This window comes from Bacillus capparidis (assembly GCF_017832095.1).
Taxonomy (GTDB): Bacteria; Bacillota; Bacilli; order Bacillales; family Bacillaceae; genus Bacillus; species Bacillus gobiensis.
This window is the reverse complement of sequence record NZ_JAFDST010000001.1, coordinates 901,276-919,036: the sequence shown is the minus strand read 5'-3', so window position 1 is coordinate 919,036 and position 17,761 is coordinate 901,276. Positions and strand designations below refer to the sequence as shown.

Annotated in this window: 19 protein-coding genes; 18 read left to right on the top strand and 1 reads right to left on the bottom strand. The window is 42.5% G+C overall.

What is annotated here, in order from left to right:
* Positions 1-186: 186 nt before the first annotated feature.
* From trpE to ypjB, 18 genes are all read left to right on the top strand, one after another.
* A complete protein-coding gene (gene trpE / locus JOC74_RS04565; RefSeq protein ID WP_053603171.1) occupies positions 187-1,734 on the top strand; it encodes an anthranilate synthase component I in 1,548 nt (515 codons plus the stop codon).
* Positions 1,706-2,722 (top strand): anthranilate phosphoribosyltransferase, encoded by a 1,017-nt coding sequence (gene trpD, locus JOC74_RS04560; RefSeq protein WP_053603170.1) that lies wholly within the window; start codon positions 1,706-1,708, stop codon positions 2,720-2,722. The genes trpE and trpD overlap by 29 nt, the downstream gene beginning before the upstream one ends.
* Positions 2,715-3,485 carry an indole-3-glycerol phosphate synthase TrpC gene (gene trpC, locus JOC74_RS04555; RefSeq protein WP_053603169.1) on the top strand — a complete coding sequence of 257 codons (771 nt, stop codon included), beginning with the start codon at positions 2,715-2,717 and terminating at the stop codon, positions 3,483-3,485. The genes trpD and trpC overlap by 8 nt, the downstream gene beginning before the upstream one ends.
* Positions 3,472-4,122 (top strand): phosphoribosylanthranilate isomerase, encoded by a 651-nt coding sequence (locus JOC74_RS04550; RefSeq protein ID WP_053603168.1) that lies wholly within the window; start codon positions 3,472-3,474, stop codon positions 4,120-4,122. Before trpC ends, JOC74_RS04550 begins: the two co-directional genes overlap by 14 nt.
* Positions 4,115-5,341 carry a tryptophan synthase subunit beta gene (gene trpB, locus JOC74_RS04545; protein WP_053603167.1) on the top strand — a complete coding sequence of 409 codons (1,227 nt, stop codon included), beginning with the start codon at positions 4,115-4,117 and terminating at the stop codon, positions 5,339-5,341. Before JOC74_RS04550 ends, trpB begins: the two co-directional genes overlap by 8 nt.
* Entirely contained in the window at positions 5,313-6,113 is an 801-nt protein-coding gene (gene trpA / locus JOC74_RS04540) for a tryptophan synthase subunit alpha (RefSeq protein ID WP_053603166.1), read from the top strand. Before trpB ends, trpA begins: the two co-directional genes overlap by 29 nt.
* A 12-nt stretch (positions 6,114-6,125) precedes the next feature.
* Positions 6,126-7,208, top strand: coding sequence for a histidinol-phosphate transaminase (gene hisC, locus JOC74_RS04535; protein ID WP_053603165.1), 1,083 nt, complete (start codon positions 6,126-6,128; stop codon positions 7,206-7,208).
* A 53-nt stretch (positions 7,209-7,261) separates the two neighbouring features.
* Positions 7,262-8,377 carry a prephenate dehydrogenase gene (locus tag JOC74_RS04530; protein WP_053603164.1) on the top strand — a complete coding sequence of 372 codons (1,116 nt, stop codon included), beginning with the start codon at positions 7,262-7,264 and terminating at the stop codon, positions 8,375-8,377.
* An 11-nt stretch (positions 8,378-8,388) separates the two neighbouring features.
* Positions 8,389-9,675, top strand: coding sequence for a 3-phosphoshikimate 1-carboxyvinyltransferase (aroA, locus tag JOC74_RS04525; protein WP_053603163.1), 1,287 nt, complete (start codon positions 8,389-8,391; stop codon positions 9,673-9,675).
* Between the two features lie 133 nt (positions 9,676-9,808).
* Entirely contained in the window at positions 9,809-10,693 is an 885-nt protein-coding gene (locus JOC74_RS04520) for a hypothetical protein (RefSeq protein ID WP_148564320.1), read from the top strand.
* 18 nt (positions 10,694-10,711) lie between these two features.
* Positions 10,712-11,986 carry a tetratricopeptide repeat protein gene (locus JOC74_RS04515; protein ID WP_053603161.1) on the top strand — a complete coding sequence of 425 codons (1,275 nt, stop codon included), beginning with the start codon at positions 10,712-10,714 and terminating at the stop codon, positions 11,984-11,986.
* 75 nt (positions 11,987-12,061) lie between these two features.
* Positions 12,062-12,601 (top strand): ReoY family proteolytic degradation factor, encoded by a 540-nt coding sequence (locus JOC74_RS04510; protein WP_053603160.1) that lies wholly within the window; start codon positions 12,062-12,064, stop codon positions 12,599-12,601.
* A 109-nt stretch (positions 12,602-12,710) separates the two neighbouring features.
* Positions 12,711-13,154 (top strand): DUF2487 family protein, encoded by a 444-nt coding sequence (locus JOC74_RS04505; RefSeq protein ID WP_053603159.1) that lies wholly within the window; start codon positions 12,711-12,713, stop codon positions 13,152-13,154.
* Positions 13,155-13,291: 137 nt separating this feature from the next.
* Positions 13,292-13,798: a Rieske (2Fe-2S) protein gene (locus JOC74_RS04500; RefSeq protein ID WP_053603158.1), complete on the top strand. Its 507-nt coding sequence runs from the start codon at positions 13,292-13,294 to the stop codon at positions 13,796-13,798.
* 1 nt (position 13,799) lies between these two features.
* Complete coding sequence (gene qcrB / locus JOC74_RS04495) at positions 13,800-14,474, top strand: menaquinol-cytochrome c reductase cytochrome b subunit (protein WP_053603157.1); 675 nt, start codon at positions 13,800-13,802, stop codon at positions 14,472-14,474.
* A gap of 41 nt (positions 14,475-14,515) precedes the next feature.
* A complete protein-coding gene (locus JOC74_RS04490) occupies positions 14,516-15,283 on the top strand; it encodes a menaquinol-cytochrome c reductase cytochrome b/c subunit (RefSeq protein WP_053603156.1) in 768 nt (255 codons plus the stop codon).
* Between the two features lie 114 nt (positions 15,284-15,397).
* Complete coding sequence (gene lhaT, locus JOC74_RS04485; protein ID WP_053603155.1) at positions 15,398-15,991, top strand: lipoprotein heptaprenylglyceryl N-acetyltransferase LhaT; 594 nt, start codon at positions 15,398-15,400, stop codon at positions 15,989-15,991.
* A 69-nt stretch (positions 15,992-16,060) separates the two neighbouring features.
* Positions 16,061-16,855, top strand: a complete 795-nt coding sequence (ypjB, locus tag JOC74_RS04480; RefSeq protein ID WP_082363829.1) for a sporulation protein YpjB — start codon at positions 16,061-16,063, stop codon at positions 16,853-16,855.
* Between the two features lie 30 nt (positions 16,856-16,885).
* Here ypjB and JOC74_RS04475 read toward each other — a convergent pair whose 3' ends face one another.
* On the bottom strand, positions 16,886-17,758 hold the full coding sequence (locus JOC74_RS04475; protein ID WP_053606018.1) for a YitT family protein: 873 nt from the start codon (positions 17,756-17,758) through the stop codon (positions 16,886-16,888).
* Between the last annotated feature and the right edge of the window lie 3 nt (positions 17,759-17,761).

Below are 17,761 nucleotides of genomic sequence, written 5' to 3'. Positions count from 1 at the left end.
TTAGTTAGTTTAGAGTAATAAGCACATAGTATGAGATTAGCATAGGGTAGTTGAGAATGAGTTGAGCTGAGTTTTAGTGAATGATTAAATCCTGCCCAAAAGAAATAGATGTTTCTTTTGGGTTTATTTTGTATATCCTCACGTCTTAAGCCTCATTCTCCTCCATCCCGGAAGGAGAGAAAACCATTGAATTACCAATCCGAATTATCCGCATTTTTAAATGACAGCCTTTCTTACAAAACGATTCCAATTGTTGAGTCCTTTACAGTGGATACACTGTCTCCGGTTCAAATGATTGAAAAGCTTGACCGGGAGATTACTTATTTTTTAGAAAGCAAGGATGAGTCTTCAGATTGGTCCAGATACTCCTTTATCGGATTGAATCCTTTTCTAACGATAAAGGAAAAAGACGGAGCCTTTCTTGCCTGTGATGAAGAGAAGCATTTAATTAGCAAGCCTCATTTGAAACAAATGATCGAATGGATGAATGAAGCGTATAAAATCAAAATACCGGAACTCGATATCCCATTTACTGGGGGAGCTGTCGGTTATTTAAGTTATGATTTCATTCCGTTAATAGAGCCTTCGGTTCAGCCGCATCGTGACGTGACAGATCTAGAAAAATGCATGCTTTTTGTATGCCAGACCATCATTGCTTTTGACCATGAGCTGAAAAAGGTTCATTTTATCCATTACGCCCGTTTAAATGGAACAGAGTCAGACAAGGAAAAAGAAAAGGTGTTTTTGGAAAACCAGCAATCGTTAAAACGCCTTGTCACAAAGCTTTCCGAGCCAAAGGAAACAAAAGATGTTCTTCTGTCAACCGTCCAGCAAAAAGAAAAACTGAGTGATAAAGAGTTCTCCTCCAATTATGAAAAAAGCCGGTTTTTAAAGGATGTTGAAAAACTGAAGGAGTACATTAGATCCGGGGATATATTCCAAGGTGTTTTATCCCAGCGGTTTGAAATGCCAGTCAAGACAGATGCTTTTGAGCTGTACAGAGTGTTACGCATGGTGAATCCGTCTCCGTATATGTATTATATTAAGCTTCCAGACAGGGAACTTGTCGGTAGCTCACCTGAACGATTAATTCATATACAGAATGGACACCTCGAAATTCATCCGATTGCAGGCACGAGAAAACGTGGCGCGAATCAGAAAGAGGATGATGATTTAAAACAAGATCTCTTAGCCGATGAAAAAGAATTGGCTGAACACTATATGCTGGTAGATCTTGCCCGAAATGATATTGGAAGAGTCGCGGAATACGGGTCTGTCAACGTTCCCGAGCTGACTAAAGTCGTCTCCTTTTCACACGTCATGCACATTATATCGATTGTGACAGGAGTTTTGCGGGAAGGTATACATCCTGTGGACGCGCTGATGTCGGCCTTTCCGGCAGGAACTCTTTCCGGATCACCTAAAATCAGGGCTATGCAGCTACTAAACGAACTTGAACCGACACCGCGGGAAACCTACGCCGGGTGTATCGCTTACATTGGCTTCGATGGAAATATAGATTCGTGCATCACTATTCGTACAATGAGCATAAAAGACGGAATTGCGTCTGTTCAAGCCGGTGCAGGAATAGTCGCGGATTCTGTCCCAGAGAAGGAATGGGAGGAAAGCTTAAACAAAGCCGCTGCTCTTTTAGACACAATTAAAATAGCAGAAGACATTTTTGCCGACAGGGAGGAAAAAGTATATGAACTCACTACTCAACCACGTAGTTAATGGACACAGGCTTACTGAGCAAAATGCAGCTGAGCTGATGGACCAGATGATGGCAGGCGAGCTCACACCTTCAGAAACCGGTGGTATTTTATCTCTTCTCGCGTACAGAGGGGAATCGGTTGATGAAATCACCGGTTTTGTAAAAGCGATCAGAAACCGTGCTGTTCAAGTGGACGAAATCGATGAAGTGGTGGATACGTGCGGAACCGGTGGAGATGGTGCATCAACGTTTAATATTTCGACTGCAGCAGCCATTGTTGCTTCTTCCTGCGGCGCCAAGATTGCTAAACACGGAAATCGATCCGTATCTTCGAAAAGTGGAAGCGCTGATGTGTTGGAGCACTTGCAGATTGCCATTCAGTCGACTCCCGACGAAGCAAAGCAAGCCGTTTTAAAGAAAAATATGACGTTTCTGTTTGCTCCACTTTATCATTCATCTATGAAAAATGTAGCTCAAGTCAGAAAGGAGCTGGGATTCCGAACCGTATTTAATATTCTTGGGCCTCTGATCAATCCAATGCAGGCAAAGCGCCAAGTAATCGGTGTATATTCATTAGAAAAAGCGAAAATCATGGCTGCTGCCCTTGAACGGTTCGGGCCGAAACACGTTTTATTTGTCAATGGTGAAGACGGCTTGGATGAACTGACAATAACGGCTCCGACAAATGTGATCGAACTTAAGGACGGAGAGCGGAAGGAATATAAAATCACACCGGAAGAAGCCGGACTTTCGTATGGCAGGATCACGGACATTCAAGTTAATACCCCCGAGGAAAGCGGAAAGATCATTACGTCAGTTTTTAACAACCGTACTAGCGGAACAGCCTTACACATTATCGCTTTCAACGCAGGCGCTGCCCTTTATACTGCAGGCAAGGCGCAGAACCTGAAAGAAGGCGTCGAAATAGCGTTAGATGCGATTAAAACCGGAAAAGCACTTGACCAATTGGAAAAACTAAAACAAAAAAAGGAAGAATTATATGCTTAACAAAATTATCACCAGAAAAAGAGAAGATTTGCAGGATCTTAGCCTGCCAGAAGATTTGGAAATACCCATTCGGCCTTTTAAAGAAGCTTTAGAAACATCAACTCGATTTCTCGGCTTAATTGCAGAAGTGAAAAAAGCCTCCCCATCAAAAGGATTGATAAAAGCTGATTTTCAGCCGGAAGAAATTGCTCGTTCCTATGAAAGAGCAGGCGCGGATTGCTTATCCGTGCTCACGGATTTTCCATTTTTTCAAGGAAAAAATGAGTATTTAACGTCAGTGAAAAGAACCGTACAGCTGCCGATCTTGCGAAAAGATTTTATACTCGAACCGATTCAAATTGAAGAATCTAAAAGAATCGGTGCTGATGCGATTCTTTTAATTGGTGAAGCACTGGAGGCGGATAAGCTGCACGAACTGTATTTGGAAGCTTATGAAAAAGGACTCGATGTCCTCGTAGAGGTACACGATCAGCACACCCTTGAAGAGATTCTGAAGCGATTTACACCTGAAATTGTCGGTATCAATAATCGAAACTTAAAAACGTTTCAAACGACGCTTGAGCAAACATTGAGTATCGCCCAGCTTGTCCCAAAAGAATCATTATTGATTAGTGAAAGCGGCATTTCATCAGCAGAGGATTTGCTTTTTGTTGAAGGGTGCGGTGCAAAAGCGGTATTAGTCGGAGAATCTTTAATGAGAAAAGATGACCAGCTCGTGGCTATTCAGGACTTATTTGGAGAAACCAAAAATGGGAACGCCTAAATTAAAATATTGCGGGATGACATCGCTGCGTGATTTTCAAGTCGCCTCGCAATCAAAAGCCGATTATATCGGGTTTATCTTTGCAGAGAGTAAACGAAAAGTATTGCCGCAGGACGTAAAAGGCTGGATAGATCATACGGATCCGGCAGGCAAAAAGCTTGTTGGCATTTTTGTGAATGAATCTGTTCCATCCATAGTCCAAACAGCTGCAGAGTCGTCGTTAGATGTGATTCAGCTGCACGGAGATGAAACCGTGAGCGAGATCACCGAGCTAAAGAAACAACTTTCTCCAGAGAAAAAAATTTGGAAGGCTCTTCATCATAATGACAAGACGCTTCAATTGATGGAAACATACTCTCCGGCAGTTGACGGGTTTGTCATAGATACGTTTTCTAAAAAACAACGCGGCGGTACGGGTGAATCGTTTCCGTGGGAGTATATCCCAAGCTATACGAAAGCGGCAATAGAGGCTGGAAAAGACTGTTTTATCGCCGGCGGGATCTCAGCGGAAAACGTAGAAGACTTGATGAAATGGAAGCCGAGCGGGGTTGATTTATCTAGCGGCATTGAGGAGAATGGAAGAAAATCAAGTGCTTTAATCAAAATGTTGGAAGAGAGGATGTTTCATCATGAATAACTATCCTGATAACAAGGGAAGGTTCGGCGAGTTCGGCGGCAAATTTGTTCCTGAAACGATTATGCAGCCTTTAATTGAAATCGAAACCGCTTTTCAAAACATAAAAGAAGATGCAAGCTTCCGCGAGGAATACCTTCATCTATTACAAGAATATTCCGGCAGGCCGACAGCTTTAACGTATGCAGATCAAATGACGGCATATTTAGGCGGGGCAAAAATTTATTTGAAACGGGAAGATTTGAATCATACCGGAGCCCATAAAATCAATAATGCCATTGGCCAGGCACTGCTTGCGAAGCGAATGGGGAAAACGAAAATCATTGCGGAAACCGGAGCTGGTCAACATGGCGTTGCGACGGCGACAGTTGCTGCAAAGTTTGGCATGTCGTGCAGGATATTTATGGGAGAGGAAGATATCGAAAGACAGGCGCTGAATGTTTTTCGGATGAAGCTTCTCGGAGCGGAAGTTGTTCCGGTGACAAGCGGAAACGGCACATTAAAGGATGCGACGAACGAAGCTTTCCGATATTGGGTACAGCACTGCAACGATCACTTTTACATTATTGGCTCAGTTGTCGGCCCGCACCCTTATCCTTTCATAGTGAGGGAATTTCAAAAAATCATCGGCGAAGAAGCTAAACAGCAATTTTTAGAAAAAGAAGGCAAGCTTCCTGATGCCGTTGTAGCATGTGTTGGTGGCGGCAGCAACGCAATCGGCATTTTCGACAGCTTTTTGTCAGAAGATGTACAGCTTGTCGGCGCAGAGGCTGCCGGAAAAGGCATCGATACTCCTTTTCATGCTGCTACTATAGGGAAGGGAACAAAAGGGGTGATCCACGGGTCGATGACCTACATGATCCAGGATCAATTCGGACAAATTATCGAACCTTATTCCATTTCAGCAGGACTTGATTATCCTGGTATCGGGCCGGAGCATGCGTATCTTCATTCCACCGGCAGAGTCACTTATCATAGCGTAACAGATGATGAGGCAATAGCTGCATTGAAACTGCTAACCCGCAAAGAAGGCATACTTCCGGCTATAGAGTCTGCTCATGCCCTTTCTAAAGCATTTGAAATGGCAAAAGGAATGTCAAACGATCAAACTATCTTGATTTGTCTTTCAGGAAGAGGAGACAAAGACGTTCATACGATAATGAAAGTAATGGAAGAAGAGGTGAAAGTAGAAGATGAAGCTTTCAAGTCATCCGCAAGATAAATTATTTATTCCCTTTATTACTGCAGGAGATCCTTTGCCGGAAGTAACGATAGAGCTAGCTAAGTCACTACAGAGAGCCGGGGCTTCTGCAATTGAATTAGGCGTTCCTTATTCTGACCCGCTAGCTGATGGTCCTGTGATCCAACGTGCATCCAAACGGGCGCTGAAAAACGATATGAATATCGTAAAAGCGATTGAATTGACAGGTGAGATGAAAAAAAATGGCGTAACGGTGCCAATAATTCTTTTTACGTATTATAATCCTGTGTTACAATTAAATCCGGATTACTTTTTCACTTTACTGCGAGAAAATAAAACAGAAGGACTGCTAGTCCCTGATTTGCCTTTTGAAGAAAGCGCCTATCTGCAGCAAGAATGCAAAAAACATCAAATCACTTACATCTCGCTTGTTGCGCCAACAAGTGAACACAGAATGAAAAAGATAATTGAAAAAGCTGAAGGATTTATCTATTGTGTGTCGAGCCTGGGGGTCACAGGGGTACGCAATCAATTTGATCCGTCGGTTTACCCGTTTATTCGCAAAGTGAAAGAGATCAGCTCGTTACCTGTAGCTGTCGGCTTCGGGATCTCCAGCTCGAAACAAGTAAAAGAGATGAACGAAGTGAGTGATGGGGTTGTTGTGGGAAGTGCCCTCGTCAACAAAATTGAACAATTAGAGGACGAGTTAATTCAACCGGGTACAAGGGAAAAAGCACTGAAAGAATTTGAGGAATACGCCAAAACTTTCAGCGGGTCTTACATGCTAAAATGAGGTGACGTTCAATTGCAGATTAAACAACAGTTGACCAAGCTGAAGCCCTATCAGCCTGGAAAACCGATTGAAGAAGTAAAAAAAGAATTTAATTTAAGCAAAGTGACAAAGCTTGCGTCCAATGAGAATCCCTTCGGATCTTCAAATCATGTGAAGGAAGCCCTTCAAAAGGAAGCGGCTTTCTTAGCTCTTTATCCAGATGGTTCGTGTGCGAATCTTCGGAAGAAGCTTGCTGCCTTCTTACATGTGAATGAGCAGTCGCTAATCTTCGGAAATGGCTCTGATGAAGTCATTCAAATTCTCAGCAGATCTTTATTGGATAAAGATTCCAATACAATTATGCCTGCCCCTTCATTTCCGCAATATAAACACAATGCAGTCATTGAAGGTGCTGAAATTCGTGAAGTCCAGCTTCTTGAGGATGGATCCCATAACTTAAAAGGGATGCTTGATGCAATCGATGAAAAAACTAAAATCATCTGGTTATGTACACCAAACAATCCGACAGGGACATACATTAAGGAAAAAGAATTCAGAGAATTTTTGTCTAAAGTTCCACGGCATGTGCTGGTCGTTTCAGATGAAGCTTACTATGAGTATGTCGATGCAGAGGATTATCCGGAGACGATCCCTCTTTTAGAAGAACATTCGAATTTAATCATTCTAAGGACTTTTTCTAAAGCATATGGATTATCTTCGCTGCGTGTCGGTTATGGAATTGGCCGTCCGGAGCTTTTGAGAGCGGTAGAGCCTGCACGCGAGCCATTTAATGTAAATAGATTTGCTCAAGCAGCGGCAGCTGCAGCCTTGGAGGACCAAGATTTTATAAAAGACATTGTCTCCAAATGCAAGGAAGGGCTGGAGCAATATTATCGCTTTTGTTCAGAAAATAATCTTGATTATTACCCTTCCCAAGCCAATTTCATACTAATTGATTTTAACAGGGACGCGGATGAATTGTTTCAATCCTTGTTAGAAAAAGGCTATATTGTCCGGTCCGGAAAGGCTTTAGGCTTCCCGACTTCATTACGCATTACAATTGGTACAAGGGAACAAAACGAAGAAATCATTGCAATTTTAAAGGAATTACTCTAAGAGGTGATGAACGTCACCTCTTATGTCTATTGACCAGGGAGATTACAGAATCAATGAATCATTCTAACGAAACCATTTTTATGGTAGGACTAGGTCTTATCGGGGGTTCCATAGCACTTGCGATCAAGAATGAATTTCCGGAAATTTGTATTGCCGGCTATGATATCTCTGAGGAACAATCCGTTGCTGCTAAAAAATTAGGTGTTATTGACCGTATTTCCTCTTCCATTGAAGAAGGCATAAACGAAGCCTCGATCATTTTCCTTTCAACGCCGGTGGAACAAACCGTGAAATTGCTTGACTGTATTGCAAAGTCGGAACGAAAGGAACCTCTTCTCGTTACTGATGTAGGCAGCACAAAAAAACGAGTGGCTGATTATGCAGAACAGGTGCTTCCGGAGAACTTCGAATTTATTGGCGGACATCCGATGGCTGGTTCGCATAAATCAGGAGTCACTGCGGCAAAGAAGCTTTTGTTTGAAAATGCATTTTACATACTCACGCCATCAAAATCAGCAAAGTTGTCTTCGCTTGCTAAATTAAAGGAACTGCTGAGAGGAACTCACGCGAACTTTTTGGAAATGAGTCCTGAAGACCACGATGAAGTTACGAGCGTCATCAGCCATTTTCCCCACATTGTTGCTGCGAGCTTAGTCCATCAAGCTTCACGATTTGAAAATGGATTTCCGATTGTGAAGCGACTTGCAGCTGGGGGGTTTCGCGATATTACGAGAATAGCTTCCAGCAGTCCGGCGATGTGGCGGGATATTTTGCTGCATAATAAGGATAAAATGATCAGCCGTTTTGATGAATGGCAAAAAGAGATGGATAACATCCGTTCGTATGTTGAGAATGAAGATGCCGAGAACTTGTATGCCTATTTTCAGATGGCGAAAAATTACCGGGATGGCTTGCCGATCAAGCAAAAAGGCGCAATACCTGCGTTTTATGACCTTTATGTTGATGTCCCTGATTCACCGGGAGTGATTTCAGAAATTACGGCAATTTTAGCTGCAGAACGAATAAGCATCACAAACATTCGCATTATCGAAACGCGTGAAGAGATAAACGGAGTGCTTCGAATCAGCTTTCAATCGGATGCTGATCGGAAGCAAGCGGAAAAGTGCATTCGAATCCGCGCAGAATATGATACATTTTACGCTGACTGAGGTGGTTATGCATGAAAATAAGTAAAGTTGATCAATTATCAGGAGAAATTCAAATTCCCGGAGATAAGTCCATCTCCCACCGGTCAGTCATGTTTGGTGCATTGGCAGAAGGAAAAACGACCATTCGCAATTTTTTAGAAGGGGCTGACTGTTTGAGCACGATCAGCTGTTTCAAAAAAATGGGCGTTTCTATTGAACGTGATGGAGAAATCGTGACTGTGTACGGACAAGGAATCGATCAATTACAGGAACCTGTTGAGGTGCTTGATACCGGGAATTCAGGAACAACGACGAGACTCATCCTTGGTATACTGGCTGGAAGAGGGTTTCACAGCACTGTAACTGGTGATGAAAGCATTGCAAAACGGCCGATGAAGCGTGTAACCGTTCCGCTAAGAGAAATGGGCGCCTCGATTGACGGCAGAAATGGCGGTGATTTTACACCGATTTCTGTAAGAGGCGGCCAGCTAAAAGCGATCCAATATACGTCGCCGGTAGCCAGTGCGCAGGTAAAATCGGCGATTTTGCTTGCTGGTTTACAGGCTAGCGGAACAACTTCAGTTACAGAACCGCATAAATCCAGAGATCATACTGAACGTATGCTTACTATGTTCGGGGCTGAAGTCGAAACCAACGGTATGGCTGTTTCCGTTCAAGGCGGGCAGAAGCTGAAAGGGACTGATGTCTTTGTACCAGGAGATATTTCTTCCGCTGCGTTTTTTCTTGTGGCCGGAGCTATCGTACCTAACAGCCGAATCGTTCTGAAAAACGTTGGATTAAATCCTACTCGAACCGGTATAATCGATGCTTTAAAGAAAATGAACGTCGAGCTTACAATCATCGAGAATCAATCGGACAGCCCTGAGCCTTTTGGTGATCTTATCATTGAAACGTCTTCACTAAAAGCTGCCGAGATTTCCGGTGACTTAATTCCGCGCTTGATCGATGAAATTCCGATTTTGGCCCTGTTGGCAACTCAAGCAGAAGGTACGACAATCATTAAGGATGCTGCCGAATTAAAGGTGAAGGAAACGAACCGGATCGATACGGTAGTCTCTGAGCTGAAAAAGCTGGGGGCAAGCATTGAACCTACTGAGGACGGAATGATTATCCACGGAAAAACAACCTTAAAGGGCGGAGCAAATGTTTCCAGCCACGGGGATCATCGAATTGGCATGATGCTCGGAATCGCAGGTTTAATTTGCGAGGAAGCCATCAATATTGAGAACACCGATGCAATTGAAGTATCTTACCCGAATTTCTTCAGCCACATCGATACATTAACGGGTAAAGCCTGAGGACTTTTTGGACTCAGGCTTCTTCTCTATTTTAGTTTTCCTCATATTTTTGAGAATGCTCTCATAGCTTGTCTTAAGACATAAATGAGAGGCGGCGGTATATCTGTCTTATATATTGGATCGTGCGAGAATAATGAAAAATGACAAAGTGAAAACGTGCTCGATTCTTGTTAACGGAAGCCGAATTGATTACATCCGTAGCTCAATGGATAATTATCATTTTATTAAGATGAATATGAGCCCATATATTATGGCTCCGGGAAGGGTGAGCATCGACCGGACTCCGGTAGAGCAGCTGCCTTTTTCCCAGTTTAAAAAGCATGCAGAAGAAACATATTTAAAAAAAGGTGTTACTGTGATTATTACTGTTGTAAAGCTTTCTCATGAAAGAGAGTTAAAGCAAAAGGTCGGAAAAAGAAGAAAAACGTATTTTAACAGCCCGATTGACTACTATATCGCTGTGCAGATCCCTCTTTCTGCGTTAACACCATCATTTGTCAGAGCCTGCAAAAAATTAAACGTATCCTGCATATTTCTCGAACACCTGGACCAATATGATTGGAATAATGTGCCTTGGGGATGGATTAGCGATGCCTTTTCTGACACCTCGATTCCGCTTGTTCCGTGTTTTCCGGAATCCCTTTCATTTATTAAGCTATTTATGTTAAAAGCAAGGTGGAGAAAATCACTCTCCAGCGCTCGGATTACTTTTTTGGATGAGCCGTTGAAAGAAGAACTTACATTGGCTCATGAACAGCTTTTTAAGCTGGGAATTTGTCCTGCCAAAGGAGAAATTCGTGTGGGGGGAGATGTGGATTATAATCTTTTTTACGTAAATGAAAGCAGAATTCTTGCAGGAGACGGTTACCGCCTTTATGATAGGGATACCCCAATCATATCCGTGCACAAGGGAAAATTGCAAAAAGCAGGAGAAGGAGTGTTTTTCAAACCAGGTTTTGGAGAAGAATGTTATACAGGGAAAGCAGTTAAGTTCCATAATAAATCAGCATTTGTTTAAAGAAAGGAAAGGTTTTAAGTGAATACAGCTATTCAAGAAGCGATTGCGTTGGTAGAGGAAGGGCAAACAGAAAAAGGCCTGAAAACATTGGACAGAATCGAGAAGAATCTCCATGATGAAGAAAAGGCTGTTGTTGCCGAGCTTTATTACAATTGGGGTGATATTCATAAAGCGGCTGCCATGATTGCAGATTTACATGAATTGTATCCTTTTGAAAGCAATCTGACGTGTTTTTACGCAGAGCTGTTAATTGAACTGGATAAAGAAGAAGAAGCCATAGCTCTTTTAGAAGAGATCCCAGCTTCAGATGAACAATATCCGGAAAGCCTTTTACTTTTGGCTGATTTGTATCAGATGCAAGGACTATTCGAAGTTAGTGAACAAAAACTTCTTAATGCCGCAGAGTTGCTTCCGGATGAACCGATCATACAGTTTGCGCTTGGCGAGCTTTATTTTACTCAAGGATTGTATGGTAAAGCGCAATCCTATTATAAAAAAGCATCCGGAAAGGAACATACAATCGCGGGTATTTCCCTTGACAGCAGAATTGCCGAATCACTCAGCCACTTAGGAGAATTTGAGGAAGCTCTTACGTTTTATAACCAAATACCAAAACATCTTCTGGAACCCGACACCCTCTTCGGTTACGGTATGACCGCACTTAAAGCTGGACAAACCAAAACGGCCGTCAAGCATTTAACTGAATTAAAAGAGATGGATCCCGGCTATACTTCGCTGTATGTCCCGCTGGCTTCAAGCTTTGAAGAAGAAGGCATGTTTGATGAAGCCATAGCCGCAGCAAAAGAGGGGATAAAGCAGGATGAATTCAACAAAGAACTATACCTTTTTGCGGCGAAGCTCTCTTTAAAGCTAAAAAATGACGCCGATGCCGAACTGCTTTTGCAGGAAGCTGTTGCACTGGATCCCGGTTATGTGGAGGCCGCTCATGTGTTGTTGTCCGTATACTTGCAAAAAGAGGACTACCAGGCAATACTTGACTTGGTTCGCGAGGTAGAAAGCTATGGGGAGACTAACCCGAAATTTTCATGGTATTTAGCAACTGCCTACAAAGAACTGGAAGAGTATGATTCAGCCGCGGCCAAATACAAGGAAGCCTCTCAACATTTTGAATCAGATCGAGACTTCCTTTACGAATATGGACAATTTCTGCTTGAGGAAGGAAGGCAGCGAGAAGCTCTTCCTCTGTTGAAAAAAGTGCTTCACATTGATGGGGTAAATCAGGAATTGGAAGAAACCATTTTGCGAATTGAAGAGGAAGAATTTTTGGGTTAAAGAAGGAAAAAATAAGGTTATGTGGAAGTATAGATTAAAGGGAAGAATATAAGGAACGATAGAGGAGGGAATAAAATGCACACCCCTGTTTCTGTCAATGAAAAAAAAGATTTTATTCGGTGGTTTCTAAATCATTACCAATTGAAAAGAAGAGAGTGTGTATGGATTCTAAATTATTTAATGAGTCATGATTCATTAATGGAAAAGGTGCATTTTGTGGAAAATGCAGAATATTGCCCTCGCGGCATCATCATGTCAACTCATTGCGTAGAGGAAGCTCCTTTTCGATTTTACAAACAAAACGTAATGACTACCGACGCAGAAAAATCTTTTCACGATATTCGCCTTAACAAAAATCAAAGTTTATTTATTCAGCTCAATTTCCGTTCGTCCTATCATTCGCCAGAGTATGCGGCTGTGTTGGAATCTAACCCGCACCTGCCGAAGGAAATGAATGAAAACGAGAAGGATCGGACGATTGCCGAAGATCTTCTCCAACACGCCATAGCCTCCTTTCAAAAAGAGAAGCTTTTGCATGAAATTGATCTCGCGCTGGATAGAAAAGACAAAAAAGCGTTTGTTGAACTCACAGAAAAGCTGCAAAAGTTAAAATGAAGAGTGTGATAAAGCACCAGTCTCCAAAGCTTAGTACGCAGCAACCAGCCTTGCACACTCTTTGCAGGGCTTTTTTTCTTGATCAAAAAGATTGCGAAAGGAGCACCCGATGAAATGGAGAGCAAAAGATGCCGAGCTATACCTTCACTCAAAGGAGTATATAGATACGGCTATTATCCCAATCGTTTCTGTACAACTAGATTCAAACTGGAAATCAATTGTCACTAAAGGAGAGTATACGTCGCTGATCACAGAGGAGCTTGAAAGGCAGTTAAAAGGACGGGTATTCTTATTCCCTTCGTCAACTTATGTGGAAAAAGAATTTTCGCTGCCATTTATAAGAAAGCTTGGTGATTCAGTCAATCGCGAGTTTCGGCATGTCGTATTTATCACCACTGAGGAAGAATGGAAGGATGCATTGGAAGAGTTTCAAGTAATCACCATTCCGCATGTCCCTCTTGAAGACTTGAGCACAGCCTTGAAACAAAAAATGGTTCAAGACCAAATAGAGAAAATTTTGAACATTTTGTTACAATATTGGAACGGCTCATAAAAACCCTTACATTTGCATCAGACTGGGATTTCTCTGTATTGACCTTACTAAGAGATTGATATATTATGAGGGTGTCTTGCCATACGGAATTGTTTTTTTCATGAAACGAAGGGTGATGACTTAGGGGGGAGTATGTGATGAGCGAAAAAAGACATCAGGTATCTAGGCGCCAGTTTTTGAATTATACGCTTACAGGCGTAGGGGGATTTATGGCTGCAGGGATGCTTATGCCTATGGTTCGTTTCGCGCTCGATCCAGTATTGCGGCCGACGGAAAATCAAGAGATGGTGCAAGTGGTCAGCGTCGATGAATTAACCGAGGAGCCTCAGCGCTTTGACTTTAAAATCAATCAGGTAGACGCTTGGTATGAATCAGAGGAGTCACGGTCAGCTTGGGTGTACAAAAACGGCGATAAAGTGACAGCGCTATCACCAATTTGTAAACATTTGGGATGTACCGTGAACTGGAACAGCGATCCCAAAAATAAAAACATGTTTTTCTGCCCGTGCCATTACGGACTATACGAAAAGGATGGAACAAATGTACCCGGAACTCCGCCGCTTGGACCTTTGGACCATTACGAACATGAAATCAGGGATGGGTTTCTTTATCTCGGGAAAGCAAAGCCGAAGGGGGCGGGGTAACATGCTTAACAAAATTTATGACTGGGTTGATGAACGGCTGGATATCACTCCGTTATGGAGGGACCTTGCAGATCATGAAGTGCCTGAACACGTGAATCCGGCTCATCATTTTTCGGCATTTGTGTACTGCTTTGGCGGGCTGACCTTTTTTGTAACCGTTATCCAAGTTTTATCGGGCATGTTTTTGACCATGTATTATGTACCCGATATTCAAAATGCCTGGAAATCTGTTTATTATTTGCAAAATGAAGTAGCATTCGGCCAAATAGTGAGAGGAATGCATCATTGGGGAGCTAGTCTTGTCATTGTGATGATGTTTTTACATACGCTGAGAGTATTTTTCCAGGGAGCGTATAAGAAGCCAAGAGAATTAAATTGGATTGTCGGTGTGCTGATTTTTTTCGTCATGCTTGGACTTGGGTTTACCGGCTATTTGCTGCCTTGGGATATGAAAGCGCTTTTCGCGACGAAGGTAGGCTTGCAGATCGCTGAAGCAACTCCGTTGATTGGGACGCATATTAAGGTTCTTCTAGCGGGGCATTCAGAGATCGTCGGTGCCCAAACACTTACCCGTTTTTTTGCGATCCATGTCTTCTTCCTTCCTGCTGCATTATTTGGATTAATGGCTGCGCATTTTATCATGATTCGAAAACAAGGGATTTCTGGTCCATTGTAAACCGAATAGCAAAAGTAAAATCATGACAAGGAGGGGAAGGTATGCAAAGGGGCAAAGGGATGAAATTTGTCGGCGATTCACGAATTCCTGCAGAAAGAAAGGCGAATATACCGAAGGATTATTCAGAATACCCGGGAAAGACAGAGGCGTTTTGGCCCAATTTTTTATTGAAGGAATGGATGGTCGGCGCGGTTTTCTTAGTTGGCTTTCTTGTACTCACCATTGTTCACGCACCGCCGTTGGAGCGAATGGCAGACCCGACGGATACAGGATATATTCCGCTCCCTGACTGGTACTTTTTATTTTTATACCAACTATTAAAATATCAATATGCATCGGGACCATATACGGTAATTGGAGCGATTGTCATGCCGGGGATTGCATTTACGGCGCTTCTCTTGGCTCCTTTTTTAGACAGGGGAATAGCAAGAAGGCCCCATAAACGTCCGATTGCGACTGGAATGATGCTCCTGGCAGTTTTTGCGACTGTTGCTTTAACCTATGAATCGGTTGTTACCCATGATTGGGAAGCAGCAGAGCAGCAAGGAAAAATAACAGAGGAAGCAGATATCGACACGGAATCTGAGGGATATAAAATTTTTCAGGAGCAAGGCTGTATTTCTTGCCATGGGGATACGTTGCAGGGGGGAGGAGCAGGTCCTTCACTTGTAGAAACCGGATTATCTCCGGAAGAGGTGGCAAAAATAGCGAAAGACGGAAAAGGCAATATGCCTCCGGGTATCTTCAAAGGGTCGGATGAAGAGCTCGAAAAGCTCTCGAAATTCATCTCAGAAACGACAACCAAATAGTGACGCTTTTACGATTGTGTTTCTGCTTTTGTAGGGATATACTTTTTATAGACAAAGAAAGCTGGCGGCGGTCAGCTTTTTTTGTGACTCTTTATAAAGGCAGGATAGAAAAAAGTGAAAGATATTCAATACATATTTGGTACGAAACCAATTCTGTTGTTTCTCCTCGTCGTGAATTTTATCGGAACGTTATACGGCTATTACTGGTACGGGTCACAGCTCTCAGAAACCCCAGCCCGTTTTATCGTCTTTGTACCCGATAGTCCGACGGCCAGTTTGTTCTTTTTAATTGTTCTAATTGGTTTTTTGTTCAAGCACCATTGGTCTCTTTTCGAAGCGCTTGCGATCGTTACGTTGATGAAGTATGGGATATGGGCGGTAATCATGAATCTGCTGGTTCTCTTGACAACAGGAGATCTTCATTGGACGGGATACATGCTTATCGTTTCCCATTTTGCCATGGCTGTACAAGGAGTTCTTTATGCTCCTTATTACCGATTTAAGCTTTGGCATCTAGTGATCGCAGCGATATGGACGCTTCATAATGACTTCATCGATTATGTGTTCGGAATGATGCCCAATTATTCAGTGCTGACGGATTATATGCCGCAAATCGGCTATTTTACGTTTTGGCTGAGTGTCGTCTGTCTAATTACAGCTTATGCACTCGTGTTATCTCCTAAATCTTCGAAGCTTCAGCTGCCATAACGAACATTGATGGTCTAATCTTGTCCACACCTTCATACCTTTTAATGAAAACGGCTGGGGGGGACAGAAATGGACAGATGGCTGATTTGCGGAGTATTATCTTTCATATTAATTTTTCAAGCCTTCTCGATGGAAGCGAAAGCGGAAGAAGTAACATGGACAGAGTTAAATGATTTATCAGATACAGTTTTTCAATTAACAAGGCAGGATCGTTACGAAGAAGCTGTAAGAGTGCTCGGCTTCTTTGAAAAGCAATTTCAAGTTTTAGAAGAAAAAGGAGAGGTTCCGTCTGATCAGGCGCGGCAGATAAATGTGAATTACCGATTGGCAATTGATGCTTTATCAAATGAAGAAATTCCGACTGCTGACAAGGCGAGGGCGGCAACACAATTCAGACTGCTCCTTGATTCAGTTTATTCACGATACGAGCCGCTTTGGCTTTCATTTGAGGAGACTGTTTTTCATTCATTAGAAAAGATGAAGTCAGAAATAGAAAAAGGAGAGGATACCCGATTCCGCAAGACATGGAATGAATTTCTTTCTTTATACGGAACGATCTATCCGAGCATGAACGTTTCCGTTTCCGCTGCTGCCATAAAAGAGGTGGATAAACATATCGAAGCCATTGAACTGAGCGAGTTTACCGAGATGACAATGAGTACACAATTAGAACAAATGACAGTCCTGGAAGAGGATTTGATCGATGTATTTGAAAATAAAAAAGACGATTCGGATCCTTCGCTGTTTTGGGTGATGCTGACAACAGGCAGCACAATTATCTTGTCGTTAATCTATGTAGGATTTCGTAAGTACAGAGCAGAAACCAATAGAAAAAAAGAAAAGGTTAAAAAACCGGAAAAATAAAGGACATCGCGTGATATAGCGCAATGTCCTTTAACGGTTGATCGGATTTTTGTCACCATCCAACGTAAAGCCTTCTCCCATCACGTCATGGACATCGCTAACGGCTACAAAAGCATGCGGGTCAATCATCATAATTACACTTTTTAAGCGGACAATTTCATTTTTAGGAACGACACAATATAAGACATCTCTTTCTGATTGCGTATAAGCTCCCGATCCTTTTAAGATCGTAACACCCCGTTCCATTTCCTTCATAATCTTTGCGCGGATTTCCTCGTTTTTTTCAGAAATAATGGTTGCGCCTTTTGCAGCATATGCGCCTTCCTGCATGAAATCAATCACTCGTGTTCCAACAAATACTGCAACCAGCGTGTACATTGCTTCTTTATATGAAAGATAGGACAAAAGTGAAACTGTTATGACGCATGCATCAAATATAAACATCGCTTTTCCCATGCTTACGCCGTAATATTTATTAAGGAGCCGGACGATGATATCTACTCCACCGGTCGTTCCGCCATATCTGAAAATCATTCCGAGGCCGGACCCGATAAACACCCCGGAAAATAAGGCGGCAAGAGCCAGGTCGCCTTGGAGGGGAATATGAAACTGATACTGCTGGAAAAACCATAAAAATAGGGAGAGTCCGAATGTCCCGATAATTGTATAGATAAACACAGTACGACCTAACAGCTTCCAGCCGATAAAAAAAAGTGGTATATTCAATAGGAGATTGGATATTGACGGATCGAAATCAAATAAAAAATAGAGCAAGAGAGTGATTCCGGTAAATCCGCCTTCTGCCAGATTGTTTTGCATATTAAAATGAACAAGCCCGAATGCAAAAATCGCGGCTCCAATCAAAATAAAGCAAACGTTTTTCAGCTTTAATTCTGCCAGCACCAT

What these genes read in the sequence shown, in the direction of transcription:
- qcrB (WP_053603157.1), top strand. Translation starts at nt 13,800, where the DNA reads ATGCTTAACAAAATTTATGACTGGGTTGATGAACGGCTGGATATCACT.
- aroA (WP_053603163.1), top strand. Translation starts at nt 8,389, where the DNA reads ATGAAAATAAGTAAAGTTGATCAATTATCAGGAGAAATTCAAATTCCC.
- trpD (WP_053603170.1), top strand. Translation starts at nt 1,706, where the DNA reads ATGAACTCACTACTCAACCACGTAGTTAATGGACACAGGCTTACTGAG.
- trpC (WP_053603169.1), top strand. Translation starts at nt 2,715, where the DNA reads ATGCTTAACAAAATTATCACCAGAAAAAGAGAAGATTTGCAGGATCTT.
- JOC74_RS04520 (WP_148564320.1), top strand. Translation starts at nt 9,809, where the DNA reads ATGAAAAATGACAAAGTGAAAACGTGCTCGATTCTTGTTAACGGAAGC.
- trpB (WP_053603167.1), top strand. Translation starts at nt 4,115, where the DNA reads ATGAATAACTATCCTGATAACAAGGGAAGGTTCGGCGAGTTCGGCGGC.
- trpA (WP_053603166.1), top strand. Translation starts at nt 5,313, where the DNA reads ATGAAGCTTTCAAGTCATCCGCAAGATAAATTATTTATTCCCTTTATT.
- JOC74_RS04490 (WP_053603156.1), top strand. Translation starts at nt 14,516, where the DNA reads ATGCAAAGGGGCAAAGGGATGAAATTTGTCGGCGATTCACGAATTCCT.
- ypjB (WP_082363829.1), top strand. Translation starts at nt 16,061, where the DNA reads ATGGACAGATGGCTGATTTGCGGAGTATTATCTTTCATATTAATTTTT.
- JOC74_RS04505 (WP_053603159.1), top strand. Translation starts at nt 12,711, where the DNA reads ATGAAATGGAGAGCAAAAGATGCCGAGCTATACCTTCACTCAAAGGAG.
- JOC74_RS04500 (WP_053603158.1), top strand. Translation starts at nt 13,292, where the DNA reads ATGAGCGAAAAAAGACATCAGGTATCTAGGCGCCAGTTTTTGAATTAT.
- JOC74_RS04550 (WP_053603168.1), top strand. Translation starts at nt 3,472, where the DNA reads ATGGGAACGCCTAAATTAAAATATTGCGGGATGACATCGCTGCGTGAT.
- JOC74_RS04510 (WP_053603160.1), top strand. Translation starts at nt 12,062, where the DNA reads ATGCACACCCCTGTTTCTGTCAATGAAAAAAAAGATTTTATTCGGTGG.
- JOC74_RS04530 (WP_053603164.1), top strand. Translation starts at nt 7,262, where the DNA reads ATGAATCATTCTAACGAAACCATTTTTATGGTAGGACTAGGTCTTATC.